Annotated in this window: 26 protein-coding genes and 2 other annotated features (1 of these 28 only partly in view); all 26 genes read right to left on the reverse strand. The window is 36.9% G+C overall.

The window, feature by feature from the left end; genetic code table 11:
- Positions 1-151: 151 nt before the first annotated feature.
- A complete protein-coding gene (rpoB, locus tag AC0L8O_RS21990) occupies positions 152-3730 on the reverse strand; it encodes a DNA-directed RNA polymerase subunit beta (protein ID WP_473445320.1) in 3579 nt (1192 codons plus the stop codon).
- Between the two features lie 354 nt (positions 3731-4084).
- Positions 4085-4687, reverse strand: coding sequence for a class I SAM-dependent methyltransferase (locus AC0L8O_RS21995; protein WP_473445322.1), 603 nt, complete (start codon positions 4685-4687; stop codon positions 4085-4087).
- Between the two features lie 116 nt (positions 4688-4803).
- Positions 4804-5163, reverse strand: a complete 360-nt coding sequence (gene rplL / locus AC0L8O_RS22000; RefSeq protein ID WP_078433096.1) for a 50S ribosomal protein L7/L12 — start codon at positions 5161-5163, stop codon at positions 4804-4806.
- 65 nt (positions 5164-5228) lie between these two features.
- On the reverse strand, positions 5229-5729 hold the full coding sequence (gene rplJ, locus AC0L8O_RS22005; protein ID WP_473445324.1) for a 50S ribosomal protein L10: 501 nt from the start codon (positions 5727-5729) through the stop codon (positions 5229-5231).
- A gap of 45 nt (positions 5730-5774) precedes the next feature.
- Positions 5775-5914: a sequence feature (ribosomal protein L10 leader region), on the reverse strand.
- A 48-nt stretch (positions 5915-5962) separates the two neighbouring features.
- On the reverse strand, positions 5963-6661 hold the full coding sequence (rplA, locus tag AC0L8O_RS22010) for a 50S ribosomal protein L1 (RefSeq protein WP_026561208.1): 699 nt from the start codon (positions 6659-6661) through the stop codon (positions 5963-5965).
- Positions 6662-6772: 111 nt separating this feature from the next.
- A complete protein-coding gene (rplK, locus tag AC0L8O_RS22015) occupies positions 6773-7198 on the reverse strand; it encodes a 50S ribosomal protein L11 (protein WP_026561207.1) in 426 nt (141 codons plus the stop codon).
- Between the two features lie 229 nt (positions 7199-7427).
- Positions 7428-7961, reverse strand: coding sequence for a transcription termination/antitermination protein NusG (nusG, locus tag AC0L8O_RS22020; protein ID WP_473445327.1), 534 nt, complete (start codon positions 7959-7961; stop codon positions 7428-7430).
- Between the two features lie 196 nt (positions 7962-8157).
- Positions 8158-8340 carry a preprotein translocase subunit SecE gene (secE, locus tag AC0L8O_RS22025; protein WP_026561205.1) on the reverse strand — a complete coding sequence of 61 codons (183 nt, stop codon included), beginning with the start codon at positions 8338-8340 and terminating at the stop codon, positions 8158-8160.
- A 53-nt stretch (positions 8341-8393) separates the two neighbouring features.
- Positions 8394-8543, reverse strand: coding sequence for a 50S ribosomal protein L33 (gene rpmG / locus AC0L8O_RS22030; RefSeq protein ID WP_078433093.1), 150 nt, complete (start codon positions 8541-8543; stop codon positions 8394-8396).
- Between the two features lie 89 nt (positions 8544-8632).
- Positions 8633-9289 carry an RNA polymerase sporulation sigma factor SigH gene (sigH, locus tag AC0L8O_RS22035; RefSeq protein WP_026561204.1) on the reverse strand — a complete coding sequence of 219 codons (657 nt, stop codon included), beginning with the start codon at positions 9287-9289 and terminating at the stop codon, positions 8633-8635.
- Positions 9290-9493: 204 nt separating this feature from the next.
- Positions 9494-10003 carry an NYN domain-containing protein gene (locus AC0L8O_RS22040; RefSeq protein ID WP_473445330.1) on the reverse strand — a complete coding sequence of 170 codons (510 nt, stop codon included), beginning with the start codon at positions 10001-10003 and terminating at the stop codon, positions 9494-9496.
- Positions 10004-10009: 6 nt separating this feature from the next.
- Entirely contained in the window at positions 10010-10753 is a 744-nt protein-coding gene (gene rlmB / locus AC0L8O_RS22045; RefSeq protein WP_251685694.1) for a 23S rRNA (guanosine(2251)-2'-O)-methyltransferase RlmB, read from the reverse strand.
- A complete protein-coding gene (locus tag AC0L8O_RS22050; RefSeq protein WP_473445332.1) occupies positions 10750-11175 on the reverse strand; it encodes a Mini-ribonuclease 3 in 426 nt (141 codons plus the stop codon). The genes rlmB and AC0L8O_RS22050 overlap by 4 nt, the downstream gene beginning before the upstream one ends.
- 287 nt (positions 11176-11462) lie before the next feature.
- The gene (gene cysS, locus AC0L8O_RS22055) at positions 11463-12860 is read right to left on the reverse strand and encodes a cysteine--tRNA ligase (protein ID WP_473445334.1); all 1398 of its coding nucleotides are present in this window, start codon (positions 12858-12860) and stop codon (positions 11463-11465) included.
- Positions 12811-13497 (reverse strand): serine O-acetyltransferase, encoded by a 687-nt coding sequence (gene cysE / locus AC0L8O_RS22060; protein ID WP_473449086.1) that lies wholly within the window; start codon positions 13495-13497, stop codon positions 12811-12813. The genes cysS and cysE overlap by 50 nt, the downstream gene beginning before the upstream one ends.
- Positions 13498-13580: 83 nt before the next feature.
- Positions 13581-13821, reverse strand: a binding site (T-box leader).
- Positions 13822-13859: 38 nt separating this feature from the next.
- Positions 13860-15317 (reverse strand): glutamate--tRNA ligase, encoded by a 1458-nt coding sequence (gltX, locus tag AC0L8O_RS22065; RefSeq protein ID WP_473445336.1) that lies wholly within the window; start codon positions 15315-15317, stop codon positions 13860-13862.
- Positions 15318-15441: 124 nt separating this feature from the next.
- Positions 15442-15921, reverse strand: coding sequence for a 2-C-methyl-D-erythritol 2,4-cyclodiphosphate synthase (gene ispF, locus AC0L8O_RS22070; RefSeq protein ID WP_473445338.1), 480 nt, complete (start codon positions 15919-15921; stop codon positions 15442-15444).
- On the reverse strand, positions 15918-16607 hold the full coding sequence (ispD, locus tag AC0L8O_RS22075) for a 2-C-methyl-D-erythritol 4-phosphate cytidylyltransferase (RefSeq protein WP_473445340.1): 690 nt from the start codon (positions 16605-16607) through the stop codon (positions 15918-15920). The genes ispF and ispD overlap by 4 nt, the downstream gene beginning before the upstream one ends.
- Positions 16608-16781: 174 nt before the next feature.
- Positions 16782-17879 (reverse strand): PIN/TRAM domain-containing protein, encoded by a 1098-nt coding sequence (locus tag AC0L8O_RS22080; RefSeq protein WP_216774893.1) that lies wholly within the window; start codon positions 17877-17879, stop codon positions 16782-16784.
- A gap of 190 nt (positions 17880-18069) precedes the next feature.
- On the reverse strand, positions 18070-19149 hold the full coding sequence (gene disA, locus AC0L8O_RS22085; RefSeq protein ID WP_473445342.1) for a DNA integrity scanning diadenylate cyclase DisA: 1080 nt from the start codon (positions 19147-19149) through the stop codon (positions 18070-18072).
- On the reverse strand, positions 19150-20526 hold the full coding sequence (gene radA, locus AC0L8O_RS22090) for a DNA repair protein RadA (RefSeq protein WP_473445344.1): 1377 nt from the start codon (positions 20524-20526) through the stop codon (positions 19150-19152). It abuts the gene before it with no gap.
- A gap of 193 nt (positions 20527-20719) precedes the next feature.
- The gene (gene clpC, locus AC0L8O_RS22095) at positions 20720-23167 is read right to left on the reverse strand and encodes an ATP-dependent protease ATP-binding subunit ClpC (RefSeq protein WP_473445346.1); all 2448 of its coding nucleotides are present in this window, start codon (positions 23165-23167) and stop codon (positions 20720-20722) included.
- Positions 23164-24261, reverse strand: coding sequence for a protein arginine kinase (locus AC0L8O_RS22100; RefSeq protein ID WP_473445348.1), 1098 nt, complete (start codon positions 24259-24261; stop codon positions 23164-23166). Before AC0L8O_RS22100 ends, clpC begins: the two co-directional genes overlap by 4 nt.
- Positions 24262-24263: 2 nt before the next feature.
- Positions 24264-24815 carry a UvrB/UvrC motif-containing protein gene (locus tag AC0L8O_RS22105; protein ID WP_473445350.1) on the reverse strand — a complete coding sequence of 184 codons (552 nt, stop codon included), beginning with the start codon at positions 24813-24815 and terminating at the stop codon, positions 24264-24266.
- Between the two features lie 15 nt (positions 24816-24830).
- Positions 24831-25292 carry a CtsR family transcriptional regulator gene (locus AC0L8O_RS22110; RefSeq protein ID WP_473445352.1) on the reverse strand — a complete coding sequence of 154 codons (462 nt, stop codon included), beginning with the start codon at positions 25290-25292 and terminating at the stop codon, positions 24831-24833.
- A 125-nt stretch (positions 25293-25417) separates the two neighbouring features.
- Positions 25418-25849, reverse strand: partial view of an MgtC/SapB family protein gene (locus AC0L8O_RS22115; protein ID WP_473445354.1) — the 3' portion only. It continues 267 nt past the right edge of the window; 432 of the gene's 699 nt are visible here — the last part of the coding sequence; its start codon lies off the right edge, out of view; it ends in the stop codon at positions 25418-25420.

Consider the following 25849-nt stretch of genomic DNA (forward strand, 5'->3'; position numbering starts at 1 on the left):
CAGGTTATACCCTAATTTAAGTGCTATTTATTGAATTTTTAAGATCTATCACAAACGGAAAATTGTATGTACCTAGAGGTGAAATTTTATGAACGGAGAGATGAATTCTCCCCGTTCGTTTATCACATCATGTTAGGCAACTATCACAAAATTATTCTTTCGCTACAGTATCTTTTTCCAATTCCTCAACTTCAGGCTCAGGTTCTACAGTTTCATTAACGGAAAGACCTTCTGCTTGTTGTGTATCTTCATCATCATCAAGGTCTCTCATTTCTATTTCCTGCTCATCACTTGAGAGCATTTTAACATCCATACCTAAGCTTTGAAGTTCTTTAATTAATACTTTAAATGACTCAGGAACACCCGGTTCTGGTACATTCTCACCTTTTACGATCGCTTCATATGTTTTCACACGACCAACAACATCATCCGATTTCACAGTTAAGATCTCTTGTAAAGTATATGCAGCACCGTATGCTTCAAGTGCCCATACCTCCATCTCACCGAAACGCTGACCACCAAACTGTGCTTTACCACCTAGTGGTTGTTGTGTAACTAGTGAGTATGGTCCAGTTGAACGAGCATGTAACTTGTCATCAACCATGTGTGCAAGTTTGATCATGTACATGATCCCTACAGATACACGGTTATCGAATGGTTCACCTGTACGTCCATCATAAAGAACTGTTTTTGCATCACGTGCCATCCCAGCTTCTTCTAATGTTGACCATACATCTTCCTCACGAGCACCATCAAATACTGGGGATGCAACATGAATGCCTAATCTGCGAGCAGCCATACCTAAATGCAACTCTAATACCTGACCGATATTCATACGAGAAGGTACCCCTAATGGATTTAACATGATATCCACAGGTGTTCCATCTGGTAAGTACGGCATATCTTCCTCAGGAAGAATACGTGAGATAACCCCTTTGTTACCATGTCGTCCCGCCATCTTATCTCCTTCAGAGATTTTACGCTTTTGGACAATATATACACGGACTAATTGGTTAACACCTGGTGGTAATTCATCACCATCTTCACGGTTAAATACTTTAACATCTAAGATGATTCCTTCTCCACCATGTGGTACGCGTAATGAAGTATCACGTACTTCACGAGCTTTTTCTCCGAAGATGGCATGTAAAAGTCTTTCTTCTGCTGTTAGTTCAGTTACACCTTTAGGAGTAACTTTCCCTACTAGTAGATCTCCGTCTTTTACTTCTGCACCGATACGAATAATTCCACGCTCATCTAAGTTTCTTAGAGCATCTTCCCCAACGTTCGGGATATCACGTGTAATTTCTTCAGGTCCTAGTTTTGTATCACGAGACTCAGACTCATATTCTTCAATGTGTATAGAAGTGTATACATCATCTTTTACAAGTCTCTCACTCATGATGATAGCATCCTCATAGTTATAACCATCCCATGTCATGAAGGCAACCATTACGTTTCTTCCTAATGCAAGTTCACCTTTTTCCATAGACGGTCCATCCGCAAGGATTTCACCTTTTACTACTTCATCACCTTCACTAACAATCGGGCGTTGGTTGTAACAAGTACCTTGGTTCGAACGGATAAATTTCAACATGCTATATTTATCTAAATTACCTTTTACCTTTTGACCATCCACTTCTTCATAACGACGAACCCATACATTTTTCGCTTCCACACGCTCTACAATACCAGGATATTTACAGATAACAGCTGCTCCTGAATCTTTACCAGAAACATATTCCATACCTGTTCCAACAATTGGAGCTTCAGGATTCATTAATGGTACTGCTTGACGTTGCATGTTCGCACCCATTAATGCACGGTTTGAGTCATCATTTTCCAAGAATGGAATACAAGCTGTTGCAGCAGAAACGACCTGCTTAGGAGACACATCCATATAGTCGATACGATCTTTATTAACAACTGTATTCTCCCCACGGAAACGAGCAACGATATCATCATCGATAAATGATCCATCATCAGCTAATCTCGCGTTTGCTTGGGCAACAACATAGTTATCCTCTTCATCAGCTGTTAAGTAATCGATTCTTGCTGTTACTTTTCCTGTTTCAGGGTCAACTCTACGATACGGAGTTTCAATGAAACCGAAACGATTAACTTTTGCATATGAAGAAAGTGAGTTGATTAATCCGATGTTCGGACCCTCAGGTGTCTCAATTGGACACATACGACCATAGTGAGAGTAGTGAACGTCTCGAACTTCGAAACCTGCACGTTCACGAGTTAAACCACCCGGTCCAAGTGCTGATAAACGACGTTTATGAGTTAACTCAGCTAAAGGATTTGTTTGATCCATGAACTGAGATAATTGAGAGCTACCAAAGAATTCCTTAATAGACGCTATAACCGGGCGAATATTAATTAATTGTTGTGGCGTGATTGTATTCGTATCCTGAATAGACATTCTCTCACGAACTACACGTTCCATTCTTGATAAACCAATTCTGAATTGATTTTGTAATAACTCACCAACAGAACGTAATCGGCGATTTCCTAGATGGTCGATGTCATCTGTATCACCTACACCATGTAATAGGTTAAAGAAGTAGCTGATAGAAGCTAAAATATCAGCAACAGTAATGTTTTTAACCGCCTCTTCTACATATGCATTACCTAATACATTAATGACCTTTTCACCATCTGGGTCATTTGGCGCATAAATCTTGATAGACTGAATCGTTACTTCTTCTTCAACAACGCCGCCTGATGGTTGTTCTTTTTTAAACCCTACACCACTCTCCAGGTTCGGAAGAATACGATCAAGTGTTCTTCTGTCAATCATTGCACCTTTTTCTGCAATAATCTCACCAGTTTCAGGATCTACAAGCGTTTCAGCTAATCTTTGGTTGAAAAGACGATTCTTAATGTGAAGCTTTTTATTAATTTTATAGCGACCTACATTTGCTAGATCATAGCGCTTTGGATCGAAAAATCTTGAATCTAACAAACTCTTGGCATTATCCACAGTTGGTGGCTCACCCGGACGAAGACGCTCATAGATTTCAAGCAGAGCCTTCTCTGTACTTTCCGTATTATCCTTATCAAGAGTATTACGTAAGTACTCATTTTCACCCAGTAAGTCGGTGATTTCTTGATCAGAGCCAAACCCAAGAGCACGTAACAAGACAGTCACTGGTAATTTACGCGTACGATCAATACGTACATAAACAACATCTTTCGCATCTGTTTCGTATTCTAACCATGCTCCACGGTTTGGGATAACAGTCGCAGTAAAGCCTTTTTTACCATTTTTGTCTACTTTACCACTGTAATAAACACTTGGTGAACGGACCAATTGAGACACGATAACGCGCTCTGCTCCATTAATCACAAATGTACCTGTTTCTGTCATGAGAGGAAAATCTCCCATAAAGACATCCTGATCTTTTACTTCACCAGTTTCCTTGTTAATCAAACGCACCTTCACACGTAATGGCGCTGAGTAGGTAACATCGCGTTCTTTTGATTCCTCTACAGGATACTTAGGTTCTCCCAAGCTATAATCAATAAACTCTAGCGAGAGGTTACCAGTGAAATCCTCAATAGGAGAAATATCCTGGAACATTTCTCTCAAGCCCTCATCAAGAAACCACTGATAGGAAGAGGTTTGAATCTCAATAAGATTTGGTAATTCTAACACTTCACTAATGCGTGCATAACTTCTGCGTTGGCGGTGTCGTCCATACTGAACTAGTTGACCTGTCAACTCATTCACCCCTCAAATCAAGCGTAATAGGTTTTGCGTCGTACCATTATGTATACCTTTTTTTAGACAGACGAATAAGAGAACTCACATAAGATCATTCTCTTTAAACATAATATCTTAATATACTACCAATAAAATATCTGAAATAAAAACATAGGAAATTCTAGTACAGACGCAAGGAAAAAACAAAAAATAAAAAGGGTTTCTAGTAAGAAAACCACAATTTAAACGTACTTTTGATTTTATAAGTATCTCCAAAAAGCTATCTTTTATACATCATTTTCCTCAAAAAATAGATAGTTATGGAAATTATATATTGGCATTTTATAATACTAACACAACAGGAATTTGGAGTCAACATTTTTTAGCTTTAATGATATAATAGCCTTTTTTCTTCTCTACAACATCAACTTCTCCAAACATTTCATTTAGTTTATCGATTGTAGAAGGCGCTCCCTGTTTCTTCTGGATTACAACCCAAAGCTCTCCACCATCAGATAAATGATCATAACTTCTTTCAAAAATCTGATGAACAACTTTTTTCCCGGCACGTATAGGTGGATTTGTCAAAATAGCTGCATATACCTGATCATCCTGTATGTTTTCAAACAGATTACTTTGAAAGATTTTCACATTCTCAACCTTGTTTAATATCGCATTATCTTTAGCTAATTCTACGGCACGTTCATTAATATCTATCATATCTACATGTCTGTTAAAATATTTCGCAACCGAGAGACCAATCGGTCCGTATCCGCATCCAACATCTAAAAAATCCCCTTCAATTTCAGGAAGAGCAAACGCTTCTATTAAAAGACGGGAACCAAAATCAACTTCATTTTTTGAAAACACCCCACGATCACTATGAAATGTGAAGAGGTGGCCTTTTAACAAAAAAGACCAAGTCTTTCGCTCACTTTGTACAGTAGGCTTTTCTGAATAATAATGATCACTCATGATCGTTCCTCCTCTTTCAAAAGTATAGGATTTACATACTTGCGCTATTTTATACCAGGTATATTTTTGATAAATAAAAAGCCCGCCTATGATGGCGAGCTTTTTATTATCATAAATTACTTAACTTCTACAGAAGCTCCAACTTCTTCAAGTTTAGCTTTTAATTCTTCAGCTTCTTCTTTAGAAACGCCTTCTTTAAGAGCTTTTGGAGCGTTGTCTACTAATTCTTTAGCTTCTTTTAAGCCTAAGCCAGTAGCTTCACGTACAACTTTGATAACTTTGATTTTTTGTCCGCCAGCACTTGCAAGTACTACGTCAAATTCAGTTTGTTCTGCAGCAGCTTCACCACCAGCAGCAGCAACAGCTACAGGAGCTGCAGCAGTTACACCAAACTCTTCTTCGATTGCTTTAACTAAGTCGTTTAATTCTAAAACAGTCATATTTTTAACTGCTTCAATGATTTGTTCTTGAGTCATTATAATTTCCTCCTTGATTTTTCAATTAATAGTTTTATTGTCATACACATGCAACTTCGTTCAGATTAAGCACCTTGTTCTTCTTTTTGATCTGCAACTGCTTTAGTAGCAAGAGCAAAGTTACGAATAGGAGCTTGAAGAACGCTAAGCAACATAGAAAGTAAGCCTTCGCGTGATGGAAGTTCAGCAAGAGCTTTCACTTCTTCAACAGATGCAACATTACCTTCGATAACACCAGCTTTGATTTCAAGAGCTTCGTGCTTTTTAGCAAAATCGTTAATGATTTTTGCTGGAGCAACAACGTCCTCATTACTGAAAGCAATAGCGTTAGGTCCAGTCAAAACATCGTTAAGACCAGTAATCTCAGCTTGCTCAACAGCACGGCGAGTCATTGTGTTTTTGTAAACTTTGAAGTCAATTCCAGCTTCACGTAATTGCTTACGTAATTCAGTTACTTCACTAACAGTTAGTCCACGGTAATCTACAACGATTGTAGACTTACTTTCACGGAACTTAGTAGAAATCTCATCTACGATCTGTTTCTTTTGTTCGATAATTGCGCTCATTGTTACACCTCCTGTAGATTCATGTAACACTAGTACCGTTCGGTGTTGGTCATTAAAAAACCTCCACGATAGACATGGAGGTTTTGTATATACAATAAGCAAAACATGCTTTATTCGTAAATACACCTCGGTAGGATATTTAAGCTAATTGCACCTACTGTCTACGGTATAGCGATATTCGTTTAAACAACATTGATAATTATATATAAACTTCTTTATGAAGTCAATAGTTATTATTTTACAGCGAAGCTAGAAGAATCTACTTTCACACCAGGGCCCATAGTAGAAGTAGCATTTACGCTCTTCATGTAAGTTCCTTTAGCTGCAGATGGCTTAGCTTTTAGTAAAGTTTCATAAACTGTTGTGAAGTTCTCAACAAGTTTGCTATCTTCAAAAGAAACTTTTCCGATAGGTACGTGGATGATACCAGCTTTATCAAGGCGGTATTCAACTTTACCAGCTTTGATTTCATTAACAGCTTTTGTTACATCAAATGTAACTGTACCAGTTTTAGGGTTTGGCATTAAACCTTTTGGTCCTAATACACGACCTAATTTACCAACTTCACCCATCATGTCAGGTGTAGCTACGATTACGTCAAATTCAAACCAACCTTGTTGGATTTTGTTGATGTAATCAGCATCTCCTACATAATCTGCACCAGCTGCTTCAGCTTCTTTCGCTTTTTCACCTTTAGCAAAAACTAACACACGTTGAGTTTTACCAGTACCATTTGGAAGTACTACTGCTCCACGGATTTGTTGGTCAGCTTTCTTAGGGTCTACTCCTAAACGGAAAGCAACTTCTACAGTCGCATCAAATTTTGCTACACTAGTTTTTTTCACTAGTTCAACTGCTTCTTGTACCGGGTAAAATTTAGCACGGTCTACAAGTTTAGCAGCTTCTAAAAACTTTTTACCTTTTTTAGCCATTTTTATTTCCTCCTTAGTGGTTTTAGCGGAATAACCTCCCACGAATAAAGGTTGCGAACTTGTTTTTAAGCAAACTCGCAACCCCCTAAAACATACCAGACTAATTCATTATTAGTCTTCGATAACGATACCCATACTACGTGCAGTACCTTCAACCATACGCATTGCTGATTCAACGCTTGCTGCGTTTAAATCAGGCATTTTTGTTTCAGCGATTTCACGTACTTTGTCACGTTTAACAGTCGCTACTTTATTACGGTTTGGCTCACCAGAACCAGACTCAATTCCAGCTGCTTTCTTAAGTAATACAGCAGCAGGTGGAGTTTTCGTAATAAATGTAAATGAACGGTCCTCGAATACCGTGATTTCAACTGGAATGATTAAACCAGCTTGATCAGCTGTACGAGCGTTAAACTCTTTACAGAATCCCATGATATTAACACCAGCTTGACCTAATGCAGGACCAACTGGTGGTGCTGGATTAGCTTTCGCTGCAGGAATTTGCAATTTTACAATTTTAATTACTTTTTTAGCCACGAGACACACCTCCTTAAGTCCGTGATGTGGTAAATGGGTTAAAACCCTCCCACTCATCTAACCATTCAATCTCAATTAAACGGTAAAATTAGGGCAACTCACATTAAGTTTACCTACCCTTATACATACAGAAATGAAATTTCTGATCAAAATTATATCCCAAACCATTGAGACATACTGACCTATGAAATATTACCACTTTTCGTAAATGATTTCAAGTTTTTTCAGATTATAATTTATCAACCTGCGCAAAATCTAATTCTACCGGTGTTTCACGACCAAACATATTAACAAGAACTTTTAGTTTATTCTTATCAAGGTCAATTTCTTCAATTGATCCTGTAAAGTTAGCAAACGGTCCTTCTGTTACTTTAACTGTTTCCTTTAACTCAAAATCAAACTCCACTCGACGCTCATCCATACCCATGCGTTTTAAAATAAAACTTACTTCATCAGGTAATAGTGGTGTTGGTTTTGATCCATGACCGGCAGAACCTACAAATCCTGTTACACCAGGTGTGTTTCTAACAACATACCAGGAATCGTCAGTCATAACAATTTCAACTAACACATAACCAGGGAATACCTTTTTCTTTACAACTTTTTTCTTACCGTCCTTAATATCTGTTTCTTCCTCTTCAGGCACAACAACACGGAAAATTTTATCTTCCATACCCATCGATTCTACACGCTTTTCAAGATTTGCTTTCACTTTATTTTCATAGCCTGAATAAGTGTGCACTACATACCAATTCTTTTCCATAGCATCAGGACAACTTGTCCTTCCCTCCCCACAATAGGTTAAAATAATCTATTTCACTCTTGTTTAGTCCAAAAGCGCTAGCGCCTTGGTCAAAGTTAAACAAATGTTATTACTTTTTTATACAATGAAAAAACCCGTTTAACGGGTTTTGCAGACAAAGATTAATATTTTCTATTATAGCACGATTTTCCATTTGTTATTCAAAAAACAAACGAATTAAAGAAGAAATACCTAGGTCAATAACCGCAAAGAACACTGCAACAAACGTCACAGTTGAAACAACCGTAATTGTATACTTTGTTAGCTCTTTACCTTTAGGCCAACTAACCTTTTTCATTTCACGAGTAACATCTCGGAAAAAACTAATTAAACGTTGCATTGAGCTACCTCCAGGAATAATAGGGAAACTTCGTGTAAGAAATAAAATAAGGGCTATTTTGTTTCACGGTGGTTTGTATGCGAATTACATACTTTGCAAAACTTTTTGACGTCTAATCGGTCGTTTGAACTAGTTGTGTTTTTCATTGTAGTATAATTTCGACTTCCACAAGATGTGCATGCCATAATGATCTTTTTTCGCATGTCGTCACCTACCGCAACTTTATATTCTTTAAAACTGTATCATAGTAAATTTTTTTCGTCAATAAACGATAAAAACGACCATCTTCTAGTTATAGACTAATCTCTCTTAATTCTAAGTAGCGCTCCAGCTTTCTTTTTACCCGTTGCAGCGCATTATCAATTGATTTTACATGACGATTCAATTCTTCAGAAATTTCATGATAAGATCTGCCATCCAAGTACAGAGCCAAAACTTTACGCTCGAGATCACTTAATAATTCTCCCATTTTCACTTCAATATCATCAAACTCTTCTTGGTTAATAATGAGTTCTTCAGGATCCATTACCTTAGCACCGGTAATAACATCCATAAGTGTTCGATCGGACTCTTCATCATATATAGGCTTGTCCAATGAAACATAGGAATTTAATGGAATGTGCTTTTGGCGTGTTGCCGTTTTGATTGCGGTAATAATTTGCCTTGTAATGCATAACTCGGCAAACGCTTTAAATGAAGTAAGCTTGTCCTCCTTGAAGTCCCGGATTGCTTTGTATAAACCAATCATTCCTTCCTGGATAATATCCTCACGATCCGCACCAATAAGAAAATATGATCTTGCCTTCGCCCGAACAAAATTACGGTACTTTGTAATCAAGAAGTCGAGTGCCTCACTGTCCCCATCGTGAACAAGTTCAACCAATTTTTCATCTTCCAATAAATCTAATTCTTCCCTGCTGACATTATCTTTGTTGATTGGTGAATTCAAGCCGATCCCCCCGACCGCACGCAAGATAACAATAGTATACAGTATTCATTTTGTAAGCGTCAACCAAGTTCGAAAGTGCAAGCATCTCATGAAGTGGCACAACAGACTGACTTGCAACATCATATACTGAAATACAATTATACATACATTTATACATCTGCGTTTAGCGTGTCCAAAAAATAAAGTTTATCATTTTATTTTCACCTATACATCACCCCTACGCCACTTCTCCAGTTTTTCCATTACACCCTCCGGAATAGCGATTTTTGATGCAGGCCGCTTTTGCTCAATTTTCTTCACTTTATGTTGTATTCTATTTTCAATGGAATTCATTTCATTTAAAAGTTCCCTGGCAGATTTCCTCAATGCTCCCTGTCCAAATATAGCCCATTGTTCAGTGAAATCTGAAGTTGCTACATGAACCTGTGTTTTTATATTACTTAATGAAATAGCCAGCTTTTCAATTCTTTCATCCGCTGTTTCATTTTCGCGCGTAAAAATCACTTCTACACGGTAATTTTTTTGTTTTTTCTCAATTCCTTTTACCATATGGGCATCAAAAACGATAATTACTCTAAATCCCGTATATGCCTGGTATTCAGCCATTTTTTCAATTAAAAGATCCCGTGCTTCTGCCAAATCATTTTTCTTAAGTTTTTGTAAGTCTGGCCAAGCACCAATAATGTTATATCCATCCACTAAAAGGATATCCATTTTTCACTACTCCCCTAGAGGGAATCGCTTTCTGTATACCTCATACATTAGAAGACTAGCTGCAACAGATGCATTCAGTGAAGTAACATGGCCAACCATCGGCATTTTGATAAGAAAGTCACATTTCTCCTTGATTAACCGGCCAATTCCTTTACCTTCACTCCCAATTATCAGAGCTAGGGACATCTTACCATCAAGGTTTCGATAATCATCTGCACCTTTCGCATCTGTCCCTACAATCCATACTCCCTTTTCCTTTAACTCATCGATCGTTCTTGCCATATTGGTTACTCTTGCTACAGGTATATGTTCGATTGCCCCTGTTGATGATTTCGCAACTGTTGCTGTGAGCCCTACTGCTCTACGCTTGGGAATGACAATCCCATGTGCACCAACAGCATCTGCGGTTCTCATAATAGACCCTAAGTTATGTGGATCTTCTATTTCATCTAAGAGCAATAGAAACGGTAATTCTCCCCGCTGTTCTGCAACATTCAATATATCATCAACATGAACATACTCATAAGCAGCAACTTGTGCAATAACTCCCTGATGATTTCCTTCTACCATCTGATCAATTTTCTTTTTTGGTACAAAATTAATTGTGATTCCTCTTTCTTTCGCCAGCTTTGTAATTTGCTGTGCTTGTCCTTTTAATGAGTTTTCAGCCACCCAAATTTTATTTATATCCCGTGAGGATTTTAGCACTTCAATAACAGGGTTCCGACCTATAATGAAATCTTCACTCATGATAACCCCTCCTTTTCACCATCAAAAAATTCAAAGGATTGCTGAATCAATTCCTCAAGACGTTCATGTTTTTTTTCTAAATATAAGTATCCGATAAGTGCTTCAAAAGAAGTACTGTATCGATATGTTTGAACATTCGTATTTTTAGGAATTGTTCCCGATTTTGCATTTCTTCCACGTCTTAAAACACCTTGTTCCTCTTCGGAGAAAATTTCCTGGGAATAGAAATGGTGCAATACACTTGCTTGTGCCTTTGCCGACACAAACTTTTTCGCTTGATTATGCAGCTGGTTTGGGCGAATCGTTCCTTTTGATAAGAGATAATGTCTCACATAAATTTCAAAAACAGCATCTCCAATATACGCCAAAGCCAGGCTATTTAAATGCTTAGAGTCTTTAATTGTCTTAACATCTAAAAACATGTTAGTCCTCTTTTCTTAAAATAGCAGAGTAAAACTAAAGCGCAAGCGCCTTGGTCAGCCTCAGGCAAATAAGACGCAAATGAATAGAAGGCGTTCTTTGTCTTCAATTCATTTGTGGCTTATGACCTCGAGGGGCTAGGCGCTGGAGCTGGATGTCTTGCGCTTATCCACAGTTCAGTAATTTCATAATTCCCTAAACGTAAACTAAACTGCAAGCACCTTGGTTAGAAAGATTCCTCTGCCACTTCCTTGCTAATATCTTTATTCCCTAATATTTCATCGTGTAATCAATTACGCTTCCACCTTGTTCCTTGAGGAGTATCCTCTAATATGATGTTTAAATCTTTTAATTTATCACGAATTTCATCTGCTAATGCAAAATTACGATCTTTTCTAGCTTGAATGCGCTGGTCAATCAATAGTTCAATTTCTTCATCCAACAGGTCAGTAGTACTAAATGTTACACCTAAAACATTTCCAAGCATGTCGAATTGATCAAGAAAAGCTTGGATAACTTCTTCTGATGTATTTAGTTCCTGCATGTAATAATTAGCTTGTTTGGATAAATCGAATAAAACCGAAATCGCATTTGCTGTATTAAAATCATCATCCATTTCTTTAATAAATTGTTCTTTATAGGAGTTGATTTTATTAAGCCACTCTTGGTCATTCTCTGTTAGATTATTGCTGCTATTTTTACGATGTTTAAGATTACCATAAGATGTTGATAATCTTTCAAAAGCATTTTCTGTACTTTCAAGTAACTCTTGAGAAAAATTAATTGGGTGTCTGTAGTGTACAGATAGCATAAAGAATCGAACAATCTGTGGATCAATTTCCTTAATGATATCGTGCACTAATACAAAATTACCCAGTGATTTAGACATCTTTTCGTTATTGATATTAATGTAGCCGTTATGCATCCAGTACTTTGAAAATAGTTTTCCCGTTACTGCTTCTGACTGAGCTATTTCGTTCTCATGGTGTGGAAAAGTTAGATCCTGACCTCCAGCATGAATGTCTATAGTATCTCCCAAGTATTTCTTCGCCATAGCAGAGCACTCAATATGCCAACCAGGTCTTCCATATCCCCAAGGACTTTCCCAGGAAATTTCTCCTTCTTTCGCCGCTTTCCAGAGTACAAAATCCAATGCATCTTGTTTTTTATCGCCAACCTCAATTCGATTTCCAAGACGCAACTCCTCAATAGATTGATGAGAAAGCTTACCATACTCCTTGAATTCACGGGTTTTATAATAAACATCTCCACCCGCTTCGTATGCATATCCTTTATCAATTAGCGCTTGAATAAAGTCAATAATAATATCAATGTTTTCTGTCACACGTGGATGAATCGTAGCACGTTTGCATCCAAGTGCTGAAACATCCTCGTAATAAGCATCAATAAATCGATCTGCTATTGTTGGCACATCTTCTCCAAGCTCATTTGCTGCTTTTATTAATTTATCATCAACATCAGTAAAGTTTGAAATAAACGTTACTTCATATCCTCGGTACTCTAAATATTTCCTAACGGTATCATAGACAATTGCCGGTCTGGCGTTTCCTATATGAATATAGTTATAGACAGTCGGACCGCAAACATACATTTTCACTTTCCCTGCTTCAAGAGGCTCAAATGTTTCTTTTTGTCTCGTTAGCGTATTGTACAACTTTATTGTCATGTTCACTCGTTCCTTTCTTAAATTGTTGTACTTCATATCTCAAATTAGCCAATTCCGTTTCAAGTTCTTTAAATCGGTCTGCTACAGGATCTGGAAGATCACAATGGTTTAAATCCTGACCTACTCTTCTTCCATTCTGAATCACTACTTTTCCAGGTATACCTACAACAGTTGAATGATCGGGAACATCTTTTAGTACAACAGAACCTGCTCCTATTTTAGAGTATGCCCCGACAGTGATAGACCCTAACACTTTTGCTCCCGTTGCTATTAAGGCATGATCTTTAATGGTTGGATGCCGCTTTCCCTTTTCCTTGCCGGTCCCGCCTAAGGTAACTCCCTGAAAAACAGTCACATTATCTCCTATTTCGCATGTTTCTCCGATAACAACTCCCATTCCATGGTCGATAAAGAAACGACGTCCAATTCTTGCTGCAGGATGAATTTCTACTCCTGTAAAAAATCTACTTATTTGAGAGACAGCTCTCGCTAAGAAGAAGAGCTTCCTTTTATACAATACATGTGCAATACGATGACTCCAAATGGCATGTAGCCCTGAATAAGTTAAGATAACTTCAAAATAACTTCTTGCTGCAGGATCTTGCTCGAAAACAATATCAACGTCTTCCTTCATCATTTTTAACACTTGTTTTACCCCCAATCCCCAACTTGTTTAACGGATTTGCCCTTTTAAAATATAAAAAAGCGCCTCTGTACAATGACAGAGACGCTTTGATGCGCGGTTCCACTCTGTTTAGGTAAAAGACGTATTTCCTCTCACCTCAACTTTAGCTCTGTAACGTAGAGCGACACGCTTTTACTTACTAGTCGCTTATAAAAGACGTTTAGTAAAAGACTCAAAGGTGCATTTCAAGAATTATTTCTCTTAAACCCCTTCCAGCCTCTGAGGGTTCTCTCTAAGAAGGAAATAAAACTCTACTCTCCTTATCAACGCTTTAAATATAGTTAACTCTACTATATTACATTTTTATCTAAATGTTAACTAATAATATTTTTTATTCTTGTTAGGACAGTATCTTTTCCTAATACTGCGATAGATTTTGGCAAATCAGGTCCATGTGTTTGCCCTGTTGTTGCAACACGTATTGGCATAAACAAATTTTTGCCTTTCTGACCTGATGTTTTTTGTACAGCCTTAATTAAACCTTTAATTGTCTCAGCTGTAAAATCATCTGCATGCTTAATTTCGTGCTGAAAAGCTTTTAGCACTTCAGGAACTTGTTCCCCTTCAAGAACTTGTTTAGCTTCTTCATCATAGCTAATCTCTTCTTTGAAGAATAGTTCAGTTAATTGAACTATTTCTGCTCCGTAGTTTAGTTGATCTTGATACAAAGCAATTAACTGGTTTGTTCTTTCTTTTTCTTCACTGTTCATATCTTCAGGAACTTTACCTGCCTTCACTAAATGCGGTAATGCAAGTGGAATAAGTTTTTCTACCTCAAGTTGTTTAATATATTGATTATTCATCCATGCTAATTTTTGTGTATCAAATACAGCCGGTGATTTTGACAAACGAGTTGCATCAAATATTTCAATAAGCTGATTCTTTGTAAATACTTCTTCTTCTCCTACTGGTGACCATCCAAGTAAAGAAATAAAATTAAATAACGCATCTGGCAAGTAGCCCAGTTCCTCATACTGTTCAATGAACTGAATAATCGATTCATCACGCTTACTTAATTTCTTACGGCTTTCATTCACGATTAATGTCATATGACCAAAAATAGGGATTTCCCATCCAAAAGCTTCATAAATCATCATTTGCTTTGGAGTATTTGAAATATGATCTTCCCCTCTAAGAACATGAGAGATTTTCATAAGATGATCATCAACAGCAACAGCAAAGTTATAAGTTGGTGTTCCATCTTTCTTCACAATAACAAAATCACCCATGCCTTCAGATTCAAAGGAGATGTCTCCTTTGACCATATCATAAAAACGATATTCCTTATTAGCCGGGACTCTAAAACGTATACTTGCCTTTAAGCCTTTTGCTTCTAATTCCTTTTGCTCTTCAACTGTCAGGTTTGCATGCTTACCGGAATACATAGGCGTTTCACCACGTGAAATTTGTTCTTCACGCTCTTTTTCTAATTCTTCTTCCGTGCAATAACATTTATAAGCCAATCCTTTTTCTAGCAGCTCTTCATAATATTTTTTATAGATATCATTTCTTTCTGATTGGCGATATGGACCATACTCTCCACCCACATCAACACTTTCATCCCAATCAATTCCAAGCCATCTCAAGTACTTAAGCTGGCTTTCCTCTCCACCAGCAATATTTCGTTTCTTATCTGTATCTTCAATTCGAATGATGAACTTACCGCCTTGATTTTTTGCAAACAAATAATTAAATAATGCTGTTCTTGCGTTACCAATATGCAAATGTCCCGTTGGACTTGGGGCATAACGTACTCTAACTTCATTTGTCATTTTTTCTACCTCCGTTATTTCTCTGTAAAATTCTATATGTAAAAAAACTTATCGTTCACATCATAGTTAGATCAGAATTCATTTTATCACCAAAGATGATAAGACACAAAAATAATTAAACTATTTACGAGCGCTTCTGTATTAACACTGTTGCTTGTGAGGCAATTCCTTCTTGTCTGCCAGTGAAACCCAACTTCTCTGTAGTTGTTGCTTTAACATTCACCTGTGAAATATCTGCTTCCAAGAGTTCTGCAATACGTGATCTCATTTGGTCAATATATGGAGCCATCTTTGGTTTTTGTGCGATAATTGTACAATCAATATTCCCTAATTCATATCCTCGATTTTTCACCAGGTTCCAAACATGGACTAACAATTTAGCTGAATCAGCATCTTTAAAAGCCGGATCTGTATCAGGAAAATGTTTTCCTATATCTCCTTCTGCAATCGCACCTAAACAGGCATCTGCAACTGTATGTAATAAAACGTCAGCATCTGAATGACCTAATAGTCCTTGTTCGTAAGGGATTTCAATACCGCCAATAATTAAAGGACGCCCTTCCACCAATTGGTGTACATCAAATCCTTGTCCTACTCTTATCATTTTTTATCCTCATTTCTCTTTAAGATAGCCTCTGCAATATAGAGGTCTTCTGGTGTTGTGATTTTTAAATTTGTATAATCCCCTGTTACAATTGATACAGGTTGTCCCACTCTTTCTAACAAACTTGCATCATCTGTACCTAGATATCCTTCATTTCTAGCTTTATCGTGTGCCTCTAAAAGCAATTTTATTTGAAAGGCTTGTGGTGTTTGTACAGACCATAGAGTTGATCTTTCAACAGTTTCAGAGACAATTCCTTCTTCGACTTTTTTAATGGTGTCCTTTACAGGGACAGCAAGAATGGCTGCTCCTGTATCAACTGCCTTTTCCACTAAATTCTCAATTCCTTTTTGAGTAACAAATGGTCTTGCACCATCATGAACAAGTACAAGTTCTTCATCTTTCACTGCCTTTAACCCATTATAAACACTATACTGCCTCTCAGTACCACCTAGGACAAATTGATTAACCTTTTGTATTTGATACTTTTCAATAAGATATTGAAAATCAGCTTTTTCCGCTTCATTAATAACCAAGATAATGCCTGAACATTGGGTATGTTCTTCAAATACTTTTAATGTATGAATAATGATAGGTATTTCATTCAATTCAATAAATTGTTTATTTTTTCCTGCCTTCATACGCTTCCCTTGTCCTGCAGCAGGTATGATTACTTGATAGTTCATAAAGTTACTCCTTAAACGAATTCAATTTTACGTTATTGAAACATTTGTGGTTTTCGGAACTCTAATATCCTTATCTGTCCCCATTCCATTTTATACTTTCTAATAGAATAATAAAATATATAAAACAAAGGGTCAGGTTCCTTTTGCCCGGAACCTGACCCCATTTTTATACAATTACAGTGCTTTTTCTAAAAGCTTGGGCTTGGCAAAGATCATTCTTCCAGCTGACGTCTGAAGAACACTCGTTACTAATACATCAATATGTTTGCCAATATAATTACGGCCTTCCTCAACAACAATCATCGTTCCATCATCTAGGTAAGCAATACCCTGATTGTGTTCCTTACCATCTTTGATAACCTGAACATTCATTTCCTCTCCAGGCAATACAACCGGCTTAACAGCATTTGCTAAATCATTAATATTTAATACAGCAACTTTTTGAAGTTCACATACTTTATTCAAATTAAAATCATTGGTTACGACAACACCCGATGTGAGCTTGGCTAATTTAACCAATTTACTATCTACCTCTTGAATCTCTTCAAAATCACCTTCATAAATCTCTACATTTATTGAAAGTTCTTTTTGAATTCTATTCAGAATATCCAATCCTCTTCTACCGCGATTTCTCTTTAATACATCAGATGAATCGGCAATATGCTGGAGCTCCTCTAAAACAAACTGAGGAATAACAATTGTTCCTTCCAAAAATCCTGTTTGACAAATATCAGCAATTCTTCCATCAATGATGACACTTGTGTCCAAAATTTTTAACTTTTTATCCTCATTTTCTACTTCTTCATCAGGTCCGCCTTTTTTCTTTCCAATACGATTTGGAGCAGAGAATAAATTAATAAGTTCGTCTCTTTTCTTAAAACCGACCTGGAACCCTAAATATCCTAATAATAGCGTTAAAAAGATTGGAATGATGGTGTTAAATACCTGGTATTGGATATCTTTTAAAGGAATAACAATTAGAAAAGCAACTATAAGACCAAAGATTAATCCTAAACTACCAAACAGTACATCTGTTACAGGTGCCTTAACAACAGCCTCTTCTAATACTTTAATCCAGTTTACAACATAATCAACTAACCAAAACGTTGCGATAAAAAAGATAATTGCACCTATTACTGCTAATGTATAAGGCGTGTTAATAAAAGGTATGTCCTGCATATTCATTAATTCAAGTAGTTCCGGTATAAAAAGAATTCCCAGCATTCCACCGATACTTAGAAAAAGCAATTGGATTATGCGTTTAATTAACATACCTTCACCTCCCTCTGAGTTATTACTACTTTATCCTAATTCTGAAGCTTGTGAAATAGTTATCTAAAATTTGTAAATAGATTGATACAAGCTTGTAATGTTGAACCAAATACACATAATAAAAACAATTTTAATATACCCTATTTTTCAGTAATTAAAACAAAAATAGGGAAAATTTCATGAAATCTTCTTATATATGGCGATCAATGAGAAGCTGATCTTGTAATCTTTTTAGACCGTCTTTGATTTTCTTTGCCCTTACCTCACCTATCCCTTCCACTTCATCTAACTGTTCTACGGATGCGCCCATAATAAGTTTCAAATTTTTATATGTTGTCACTAAATTTTCAATAATTATTGTGGGTAGTCGCGGAATTTTATTTAAAATACGATAACCTCTTGAAATAACAGGACTATCTACATTCGTAAAAGAAGAATATCCAAGTAATTTAAAAAGAACTGCATCTTCTAAAAGCTCAAAGCTGGATAGATCTTGAAGCTGTTGGATAATAGGGTAAGGATCAACTGATTTGTCTTGGGCATAATCCTTAATTAACAGTGCTGCTTCCTCTTCTACACCTGTAAGAAGTTCTGCTAACTGCAGCCTTATCAAATGCCCCTCTGCTCCCAATTCATTCACATAGTCAATAATTTCATCTTTAATTCTCAAGACCATCTCAAAACGGTGAAGTACTTGTAGTACTTCTTTAAAGGTTACGAGTTCTTCGAGCTCTAAAGCACCTAATGTTAAGATGGATTGATCAAGGACTATTTTGTATTTTTCCAATGTTTGAATAGCCTGATTTGCCTTTGTTAAAATGACCCCAATTTCACGCAGTGCATATCTAAGCTCTCCATGATACAACGTAATGACATTCCTTCTTTGAGAGATCGCAATTACTAAATTACCAGTTTGTTTCGCAACACGCTCTGCGGTTCTGTGCCTCATTCCTGTTTCCGAAGAATAAATCGAAGAATCAGGGACCAGTTGAGCATTTGCATACATAATTTTGTTACCGGAATCACTTAAGATAATTGCTCCGTCCATTTTTGCTAGTTCATATAAATGAGCCGATGAAAAAGCACACCCTATTGCAAAGCCGCCATCAATAACCTTTTTTACCTTCTCATTATGACCAACGACAATTAAACCACCAGTTTTTGCACGAAGGACATTTTCAATTCCCTCTCTTATAGGTGTCCCCGGTGCAACAAACTGTAAAATTTCGTTTAATGTCTTTTCACCCGACTTACTCTCTATGTCTGTCATTTACGATCCTCCTAAGGTTTTTTGGAGAGCCTCTGCTACATTTTTAACCCCAATTATTTCAATGTCTACCGGTGGATTCCATCCTCCAATATTTGCTTCTGGAATAATGGCTCTCTTAAATCCAAGCTTAGCTGCCTCGATTACTCTCTGTTCAATTCTTGATACTCTTCGAACTTCACCTGTTAATCCTACTTCACCAATAATTACATCTGTCGGTTTTGGTGGTGCATCTTTAAAGCTTGATGCAATACTTACAGCAACAGCTAAATCAATAGCAGGTTCATCTAGTTTTACTCCACCGGCAACTTTTAGATAAGCATCTTGATTTTGCAATAAAAGACCTACACGTTTTTCTAATACAGCCATTAACAATGGTACCCGATTATGATCTATACCTGTGGCCATTCTTCGTGGATTTCCGAAACTAGTTGGAGATATAAGTGCCTGTATCTCAACTAAAACAGAACGTGTACCTTCCATAGATGCAACTACGGTTGATCCTGCTGCACCTTTTGACCGCTCCTCAAGAAATATTTCAGAAGGATTCAGGACTTCTTCTAAGCCAGCTTCCTTCATCTCAAAAATACCCATTTCATTCGTAGACCCAAAGCGGTTTTTCACTGCGCGAAGAATTCTATATGTGTGATGTCTTTCTCCTTCAAAATACAAAACAGTATCAACCATATGTTCAAGTAATCTTGGCCCTGCTATTGACCCCTCTTTAGTAACATGGCCCACAATGAAAATCGCAATACCTTTGGTTTTGGCAATTCTCATTAATTCTGCAGTTGATTCCCTTACCTGTGATACACTGCCTGGTGCAGAACTTATTTCGCTATGGTAGACAGTTTGTATAGAATCTACTACTACAAAGGATGGATTCGTATCTTCAATAGCTTTTGAAATAAAGCTTAGATCTGTTTCTGATAAGACTAGTAATTTATTTGACTTTACTCCTAAACGATCCGCTCTTAATTTTGTTTGTTTTACCGATTCCTCACCAGAAATATATAAAACATCATTCCCGTTATCTGCCAACTGGGAAGATACTTGTAGTAACAATGTCGATTTTCCAATTCCAGGGTCTCCGCCAATTAGCACTAGAGATCCTTTCACAATACCACTGCCTAATACACGGTTAAATTCTTTTAAATTTGTAAATATTCTTGGTTCTTGGGTTGTTTCGATTGTTGTTATGGGGGAGGGTTTTTGTACTGTTTGGTTAGAATGAGCAAACACTGCCCTACGAGGTGATGCAGACTTTAGCACTTCTTCTGTCATCTTATTCCATTCACCGCAGCCTGGGCATTTTCCCATCCATTTTGGTGATTCATAACCACAGGATTGACAAATAAATTTCACCTTTGATTTCGCCATTCAAATATTCCTCTCTTAATTAAGATTAGCAAGTAGACGAGCAAATTATGATAGTAAATACAAACAAATCGTTTGGGGATAAATGTTCATTTTTAAATTTCAACATTTGTTGGAATATGTAAGTGGATTTGATTCTCAACTAAAAATAAAGTGAGGCACACAACAGAAAGTGTGCCTCAACTTTTTTCATATGTTAATTTGCCTTTACTTCTTCTTTCTCATCGGTTTTGACAACAAATTCGCCATTTTCAACATCTAAAATAATTTTCTGACCTTTATTAATTGTCCCTTTTAATAATTCTTCAGAAAGACGGTCTTCAACATTTTTCTGAATAGAACGACGTAACGGTCTTGCTCCATACTCTAAATCAATACCTTCGTCAGCAATTTTCTCTTTAGCCGACTCTGTTAACTCCAGTGATAAATCTTGTTCTTTTAGTCGTTTGGTTAATTGGTCTGACATTAACGAAACGATTTCTTTTAAATGTTTCTTCTCTAAAGAATGGAACACGATAATTTCATCGATACGGTTAATGAATTCAGGTCTGAATGCACGTTTTAATTCATTCATGACTTTATCCTTCATATCTTTGTAATTTTGTGTTTCATCCTGCACATTAAATCCAACGTATTTATTACGTTTTAACTCACTTGCTCCAACATTGGAGGTCATAATTAAGATGGTATTTCTAAAGTCTACTGTACGTCCTTTTGAATCTGTTAATCGTCCATCTTCCAACACTTGCAGCAAGATATTAAATACATCAGGATGCGCCTTTTCAATTTCATCTAAAAGAACAACTGAATAAGGTTTTCTTCTTACTTTCTCTGTTAACTGACCACCTTCATCATATCCAACATACCCTGGAGGTGAACCAACTAAGCGAGAAGTAGAATGTTTCTCCATATATTCTGACATATCAATACGGATCATAGCATCCTCATCACCAAAGATAGATTCTGCTAACGCTCTTGCAAGCTCGGTTTTTCCGACACCTGTAGGCCCCAGGAAAATAAATGAACCAATCGGACGCTTAGGATCCTTTAATCCTGCACGAGCACGTCGAACTGCTTTTGCAACAGCCACAACAGCTTCTTCCTGACCAACAACTCTAGAATGCAGTAAACTTTCCATATTAAGCAGTTTATCGGTTTCTGTTTGAGCTAATTTGGAAACAGGAACACCGGTCCAGCTAGAAACAACCATTGCGATATCTTCTACCGTTATTTCAGTGTTTTCCTGGCCTTGCTTTTCTTTCCATGTCTTCTTCGTTTCCTCTAATTGTTCGCGGAGACGTTGCTCTGTATCACGTAAAGATGCTGCTTTTTCAAATTCCTGACTTTGAACAGATGCATCTTTTTCCTTGCGAATTTCTTCAAGCTTTAACTCCAATTCTTTTAAATTTGGAGGTGTAGTAAAAGAACGCAAGCGTACTTTTGATCCTGCTTCGTCAATTAAATCAATTGCTTTATCTGGTAGAAAACGGTCTGAAATGTAGCGATCTGATAATTTTACAGCTGCATCAATTGCCTCATCAGTAATCGATACTCTGTGATGCGCCTCATAACGGTCACGTAATCCTTTTAAGATCTGAACACTTTCGTCAACCGTCGGCTCATCTACTTGTATCGGTTGGAATCTACGCTCTAACGCAGCATCCTTTTCAATATATTTTCTATATTCATCAAGCGTTGTTGCACCAATACATTGCAACTCGCCTCTTGCTAAAGAAGGTTTTAAGATATTCGAAGCATCTATAGCACCTTCTGCTCCACCGGCACCAATTAATGTGTGTAATTCATCAATGAAAAGAATAATGTTTCCTGCTTGGCGGATTTCGTCCATTACCTTTTTAAGACGATCTTCAAACTCACCTCGGTATTTTGTACCTGCAACAACCGTTCCCATATCTAAAGTCATTACACGTTTATCTCTTAAGATCTCAGGAACTTCATTTTGTACAATCTGTTGCGCTAAGCCTTCAGCAATGGCAGTTTTACCTACTCCAGGCTCACCAATTAATACCGGATTATTCTTTGTACGTCTACTTAAGACTTCAATCACACGTTGTATTTCTTTGCTTCTTCCAATTACCGGATCTAAGCTGCCTTCTCTAGCAATAGCTGTTAAATCCCGGGCTAAACTATCCAAAGTTGGAGTATTGGCATTTGTAATGCCTCCGCCTTGATGATTTGCTGAAGATTCATTACTTCCTAGTAATTGAAGAACCTGTTGTCTCGCTTTATTTAAACTTACTCCTAAATTATTAAGTACTCTTGCTGCTACTCCTTCTCCTTCACGGATAAGACCTAGAAGAATATGTTCTGTACCAACATATGAGTGCCCGAGCTTTCTTGCTTCATCCATTGATAGCTCAATGACCTTTTTTGCCCTTGGTGTATAGTGGATTGTTTGTGATGCATCTTGACCTCTTCCGATTAAGCCTTCTACTTCCTTTTGAATTTTATCAGGCCCTAGTCCCAATGCTAACAAAGCTTTAGCAGCAATTCCTTCTCCTTCACTTACAAGACCTAATAGAATATGCTCTGTTCCAATATTATTATGTCCTAAACGAACTGCTTCTTCTTGTGCTAGTGCTAATACCTTTTGAGCGCGCTCTGTAAATCTTCCAAACATCATGATTCATCATCCTCCATCCGTTTATTACGATCCATTTCTAGATTTAGACGCTCTCTAATGAGTGCTGCCCGTCGAATATCTCTTTCATTAGGACGTAATGGTCCACCAAAATACTGCTGTAAAAATCCTGGTTGAGTTAAAATCATAAGTTCGTTCAGGATTGTTCTGGATATGTCTTTAATAATACCCAAATCAATTCCAAGTCGAACATCAGACAAACATTTTGCCGTTTCATTTGATTCAATAATTCGGCTATATGCTAAGGTTCCAAAAGAACGATATACCCGATCCTCAAGTTGGTTATGAGAGGATTGATAAAGGGCTTCACGGGTTGATCTCTCTTGATCAATTAATTGTTGAACAACACTAATCAAATCCTCTACAATATCTTTTTCAGATTTACCAAGTGTAGTTTGATTTGAGATTTGAAAGAGATTCCCTATAGCTTCGCTACCTTCACCATAAATTCCTCTAACAACTAATCCTAATTGATTAATTGCCGGAATAATGCGATTAATTTTTTGCGTTAGGACAAGAGCAGGCAGATGCATCATGACAGAGGCTCTTAGACCTGTACCTACATTTGTAGGGCAACTCGTTAAATAACCTCTTTGTTCATCAAACGCATAATTCACTTCTTCTTCAATCCAGTCATCCAATTGGTTGGCCATACTCAATGCTTCTCCAAGCTGTAACCCCGGAAATAAACACTGAATTCGAATATGATCTTCTTCATTCAGCATAATGCTTACTTCTTCATTTTCCGAAAGTAAACAACCTCCATAAATAGAATGATCAGCAAGATTAGGACTAATTAAATGCTTCTCTACTAACACCCTCTTTTGAATTGGTTGCAGCTCATTCATTTTTAGAAGTTCCAAATGACCAATATTTTGGAATGTTTTATTTGCATATGTGTGTTCAAAGAAATTTAGAACATCTTGTAACTCTTCATTTGTAGAAAGTGTTGGAAATTTATACTTTTCAATATTTCGAGCTAAACGAATACGACTGCTTAACACAATATCTGAATCAGGACCTTCTTGACTCATCCAGGCACTCATTGCTTTATTCATAAAGTTTTGGAGTGACATACTTATGATCCCTCCTCATTGGAGCTGCTTAATTTCTTTTCAAGCAACCTAATTTGATCTCTGGCTTTAGCCGCCTGTTCAAACTCTTCTTGAACAATGTAGGTATGAATTTGACTTTTTAAATGTTCAATTTCTTTCCTAACATGAAGATCGCCGCCAATTCTTTTAGGTATTTTTCCGGTATGAACTGTATTTCCACCATGAACCCTTTTAAGAATTGGAGTTATATAATGTTTAAATGTAGAGTAACAGTTAGAGCAGCCAAATCTTCCTACTTTTTTAAATTGGTGAAACGTCATCTTACAACGGTCACATTGTGGGAGTTCTTCTGTTTTAAAAACATTTTGCTCTTCCGACTTTGCAATACCATGGTCCATATTGAGTAGGCCTGTTAATAAATTATTCAATGAAAAACCTGTATTTGTATTAAACATAAAAAGATCACTATTTTGTTTTGCACAATGTTCACAAATATGAACTTCTGTTTTTTCACCATTAATCACTTTTGTAAAGTGAAACGTTGCCGGTCTTTCGTTACATTCCTGGCAAATCATCCGTCTCCCCTACTTTCACTTATATTTCAATGAAGTTAACATGGCTTTAACCATTCTTGCCCTTAATTCATCCCTATGGGGAAGTTCAATATATAAAACAGAACGATCAATAACACTTAACATAAGTTTTGCTTCACGAGAAGAAATAACTTCTTCGGTAACTAATCTTCCGATAATATCTTCAGCAGCAGCCTGTGATAGCCTTTGGTTAATTAAACGTAAAATCTGTTCCAGCAGATGGGCTTGATTATCAGCACGAACTTTAATAATCCGGATATATCCCCCTCCACCGCGTTTACTTTCAACCACGTAACCTCTTTCAATTGTAAATCTTGTATTAATAACATAGTTTATCTGTGAAGGCACACATTGAAATCGATCTGCAATTTCACTGCGCTTTATTTCAACAATTTCTTTTCCACTACTGTCCAGCACATTCTTTAAGTACTGTTCAATAATGTCTGAAATATTTCTCACTCAACCTCCCCCTCACTGACTTTGACTATATTTGACTATAATCTAACTATAAAACGAACAGAATAATTTTTCAACTCTTCTGTTTCATTTTAAATATTGCCAAGTTTGAGGCTTGTAAAACCTTTTTAATATATTTTTTCCACTTCATTTATATCAATAAGAACCTTCTCAAGAATTCCATGCTGGGTAGCGTCAACTTCTACATCAAATTGATAATAAAAGGTAACTGTTCCATCTCTATCTTTTTTACAAGAAGTCATGAAAACTTTATTTGTTTTTATTTTATACGATGTTAGCTTTTCAATCACTTCATCCACTGCAGATCGGCTTGAATTAACAACGACTTTCATTTTCCTGCGCGTCTTTTTCGAACTCATATATTCTTCTAGTCTATTTAAGAAAATTAAACACATTAAAACAATAACCGTTGTGAACGCAGCTAAAATATACATACCAGAGCCAATAATCAATCCTAAACCTGCAACAATCCAAATAGAAGCCGCAGTCGTTAGGCCTCTTACTGTAGCTCCTTTCACTAATATGGTTCCTCCACCAAG

The organism is Metabacillus sp. KJ11-3 (genome assembly GCF_055808295.1).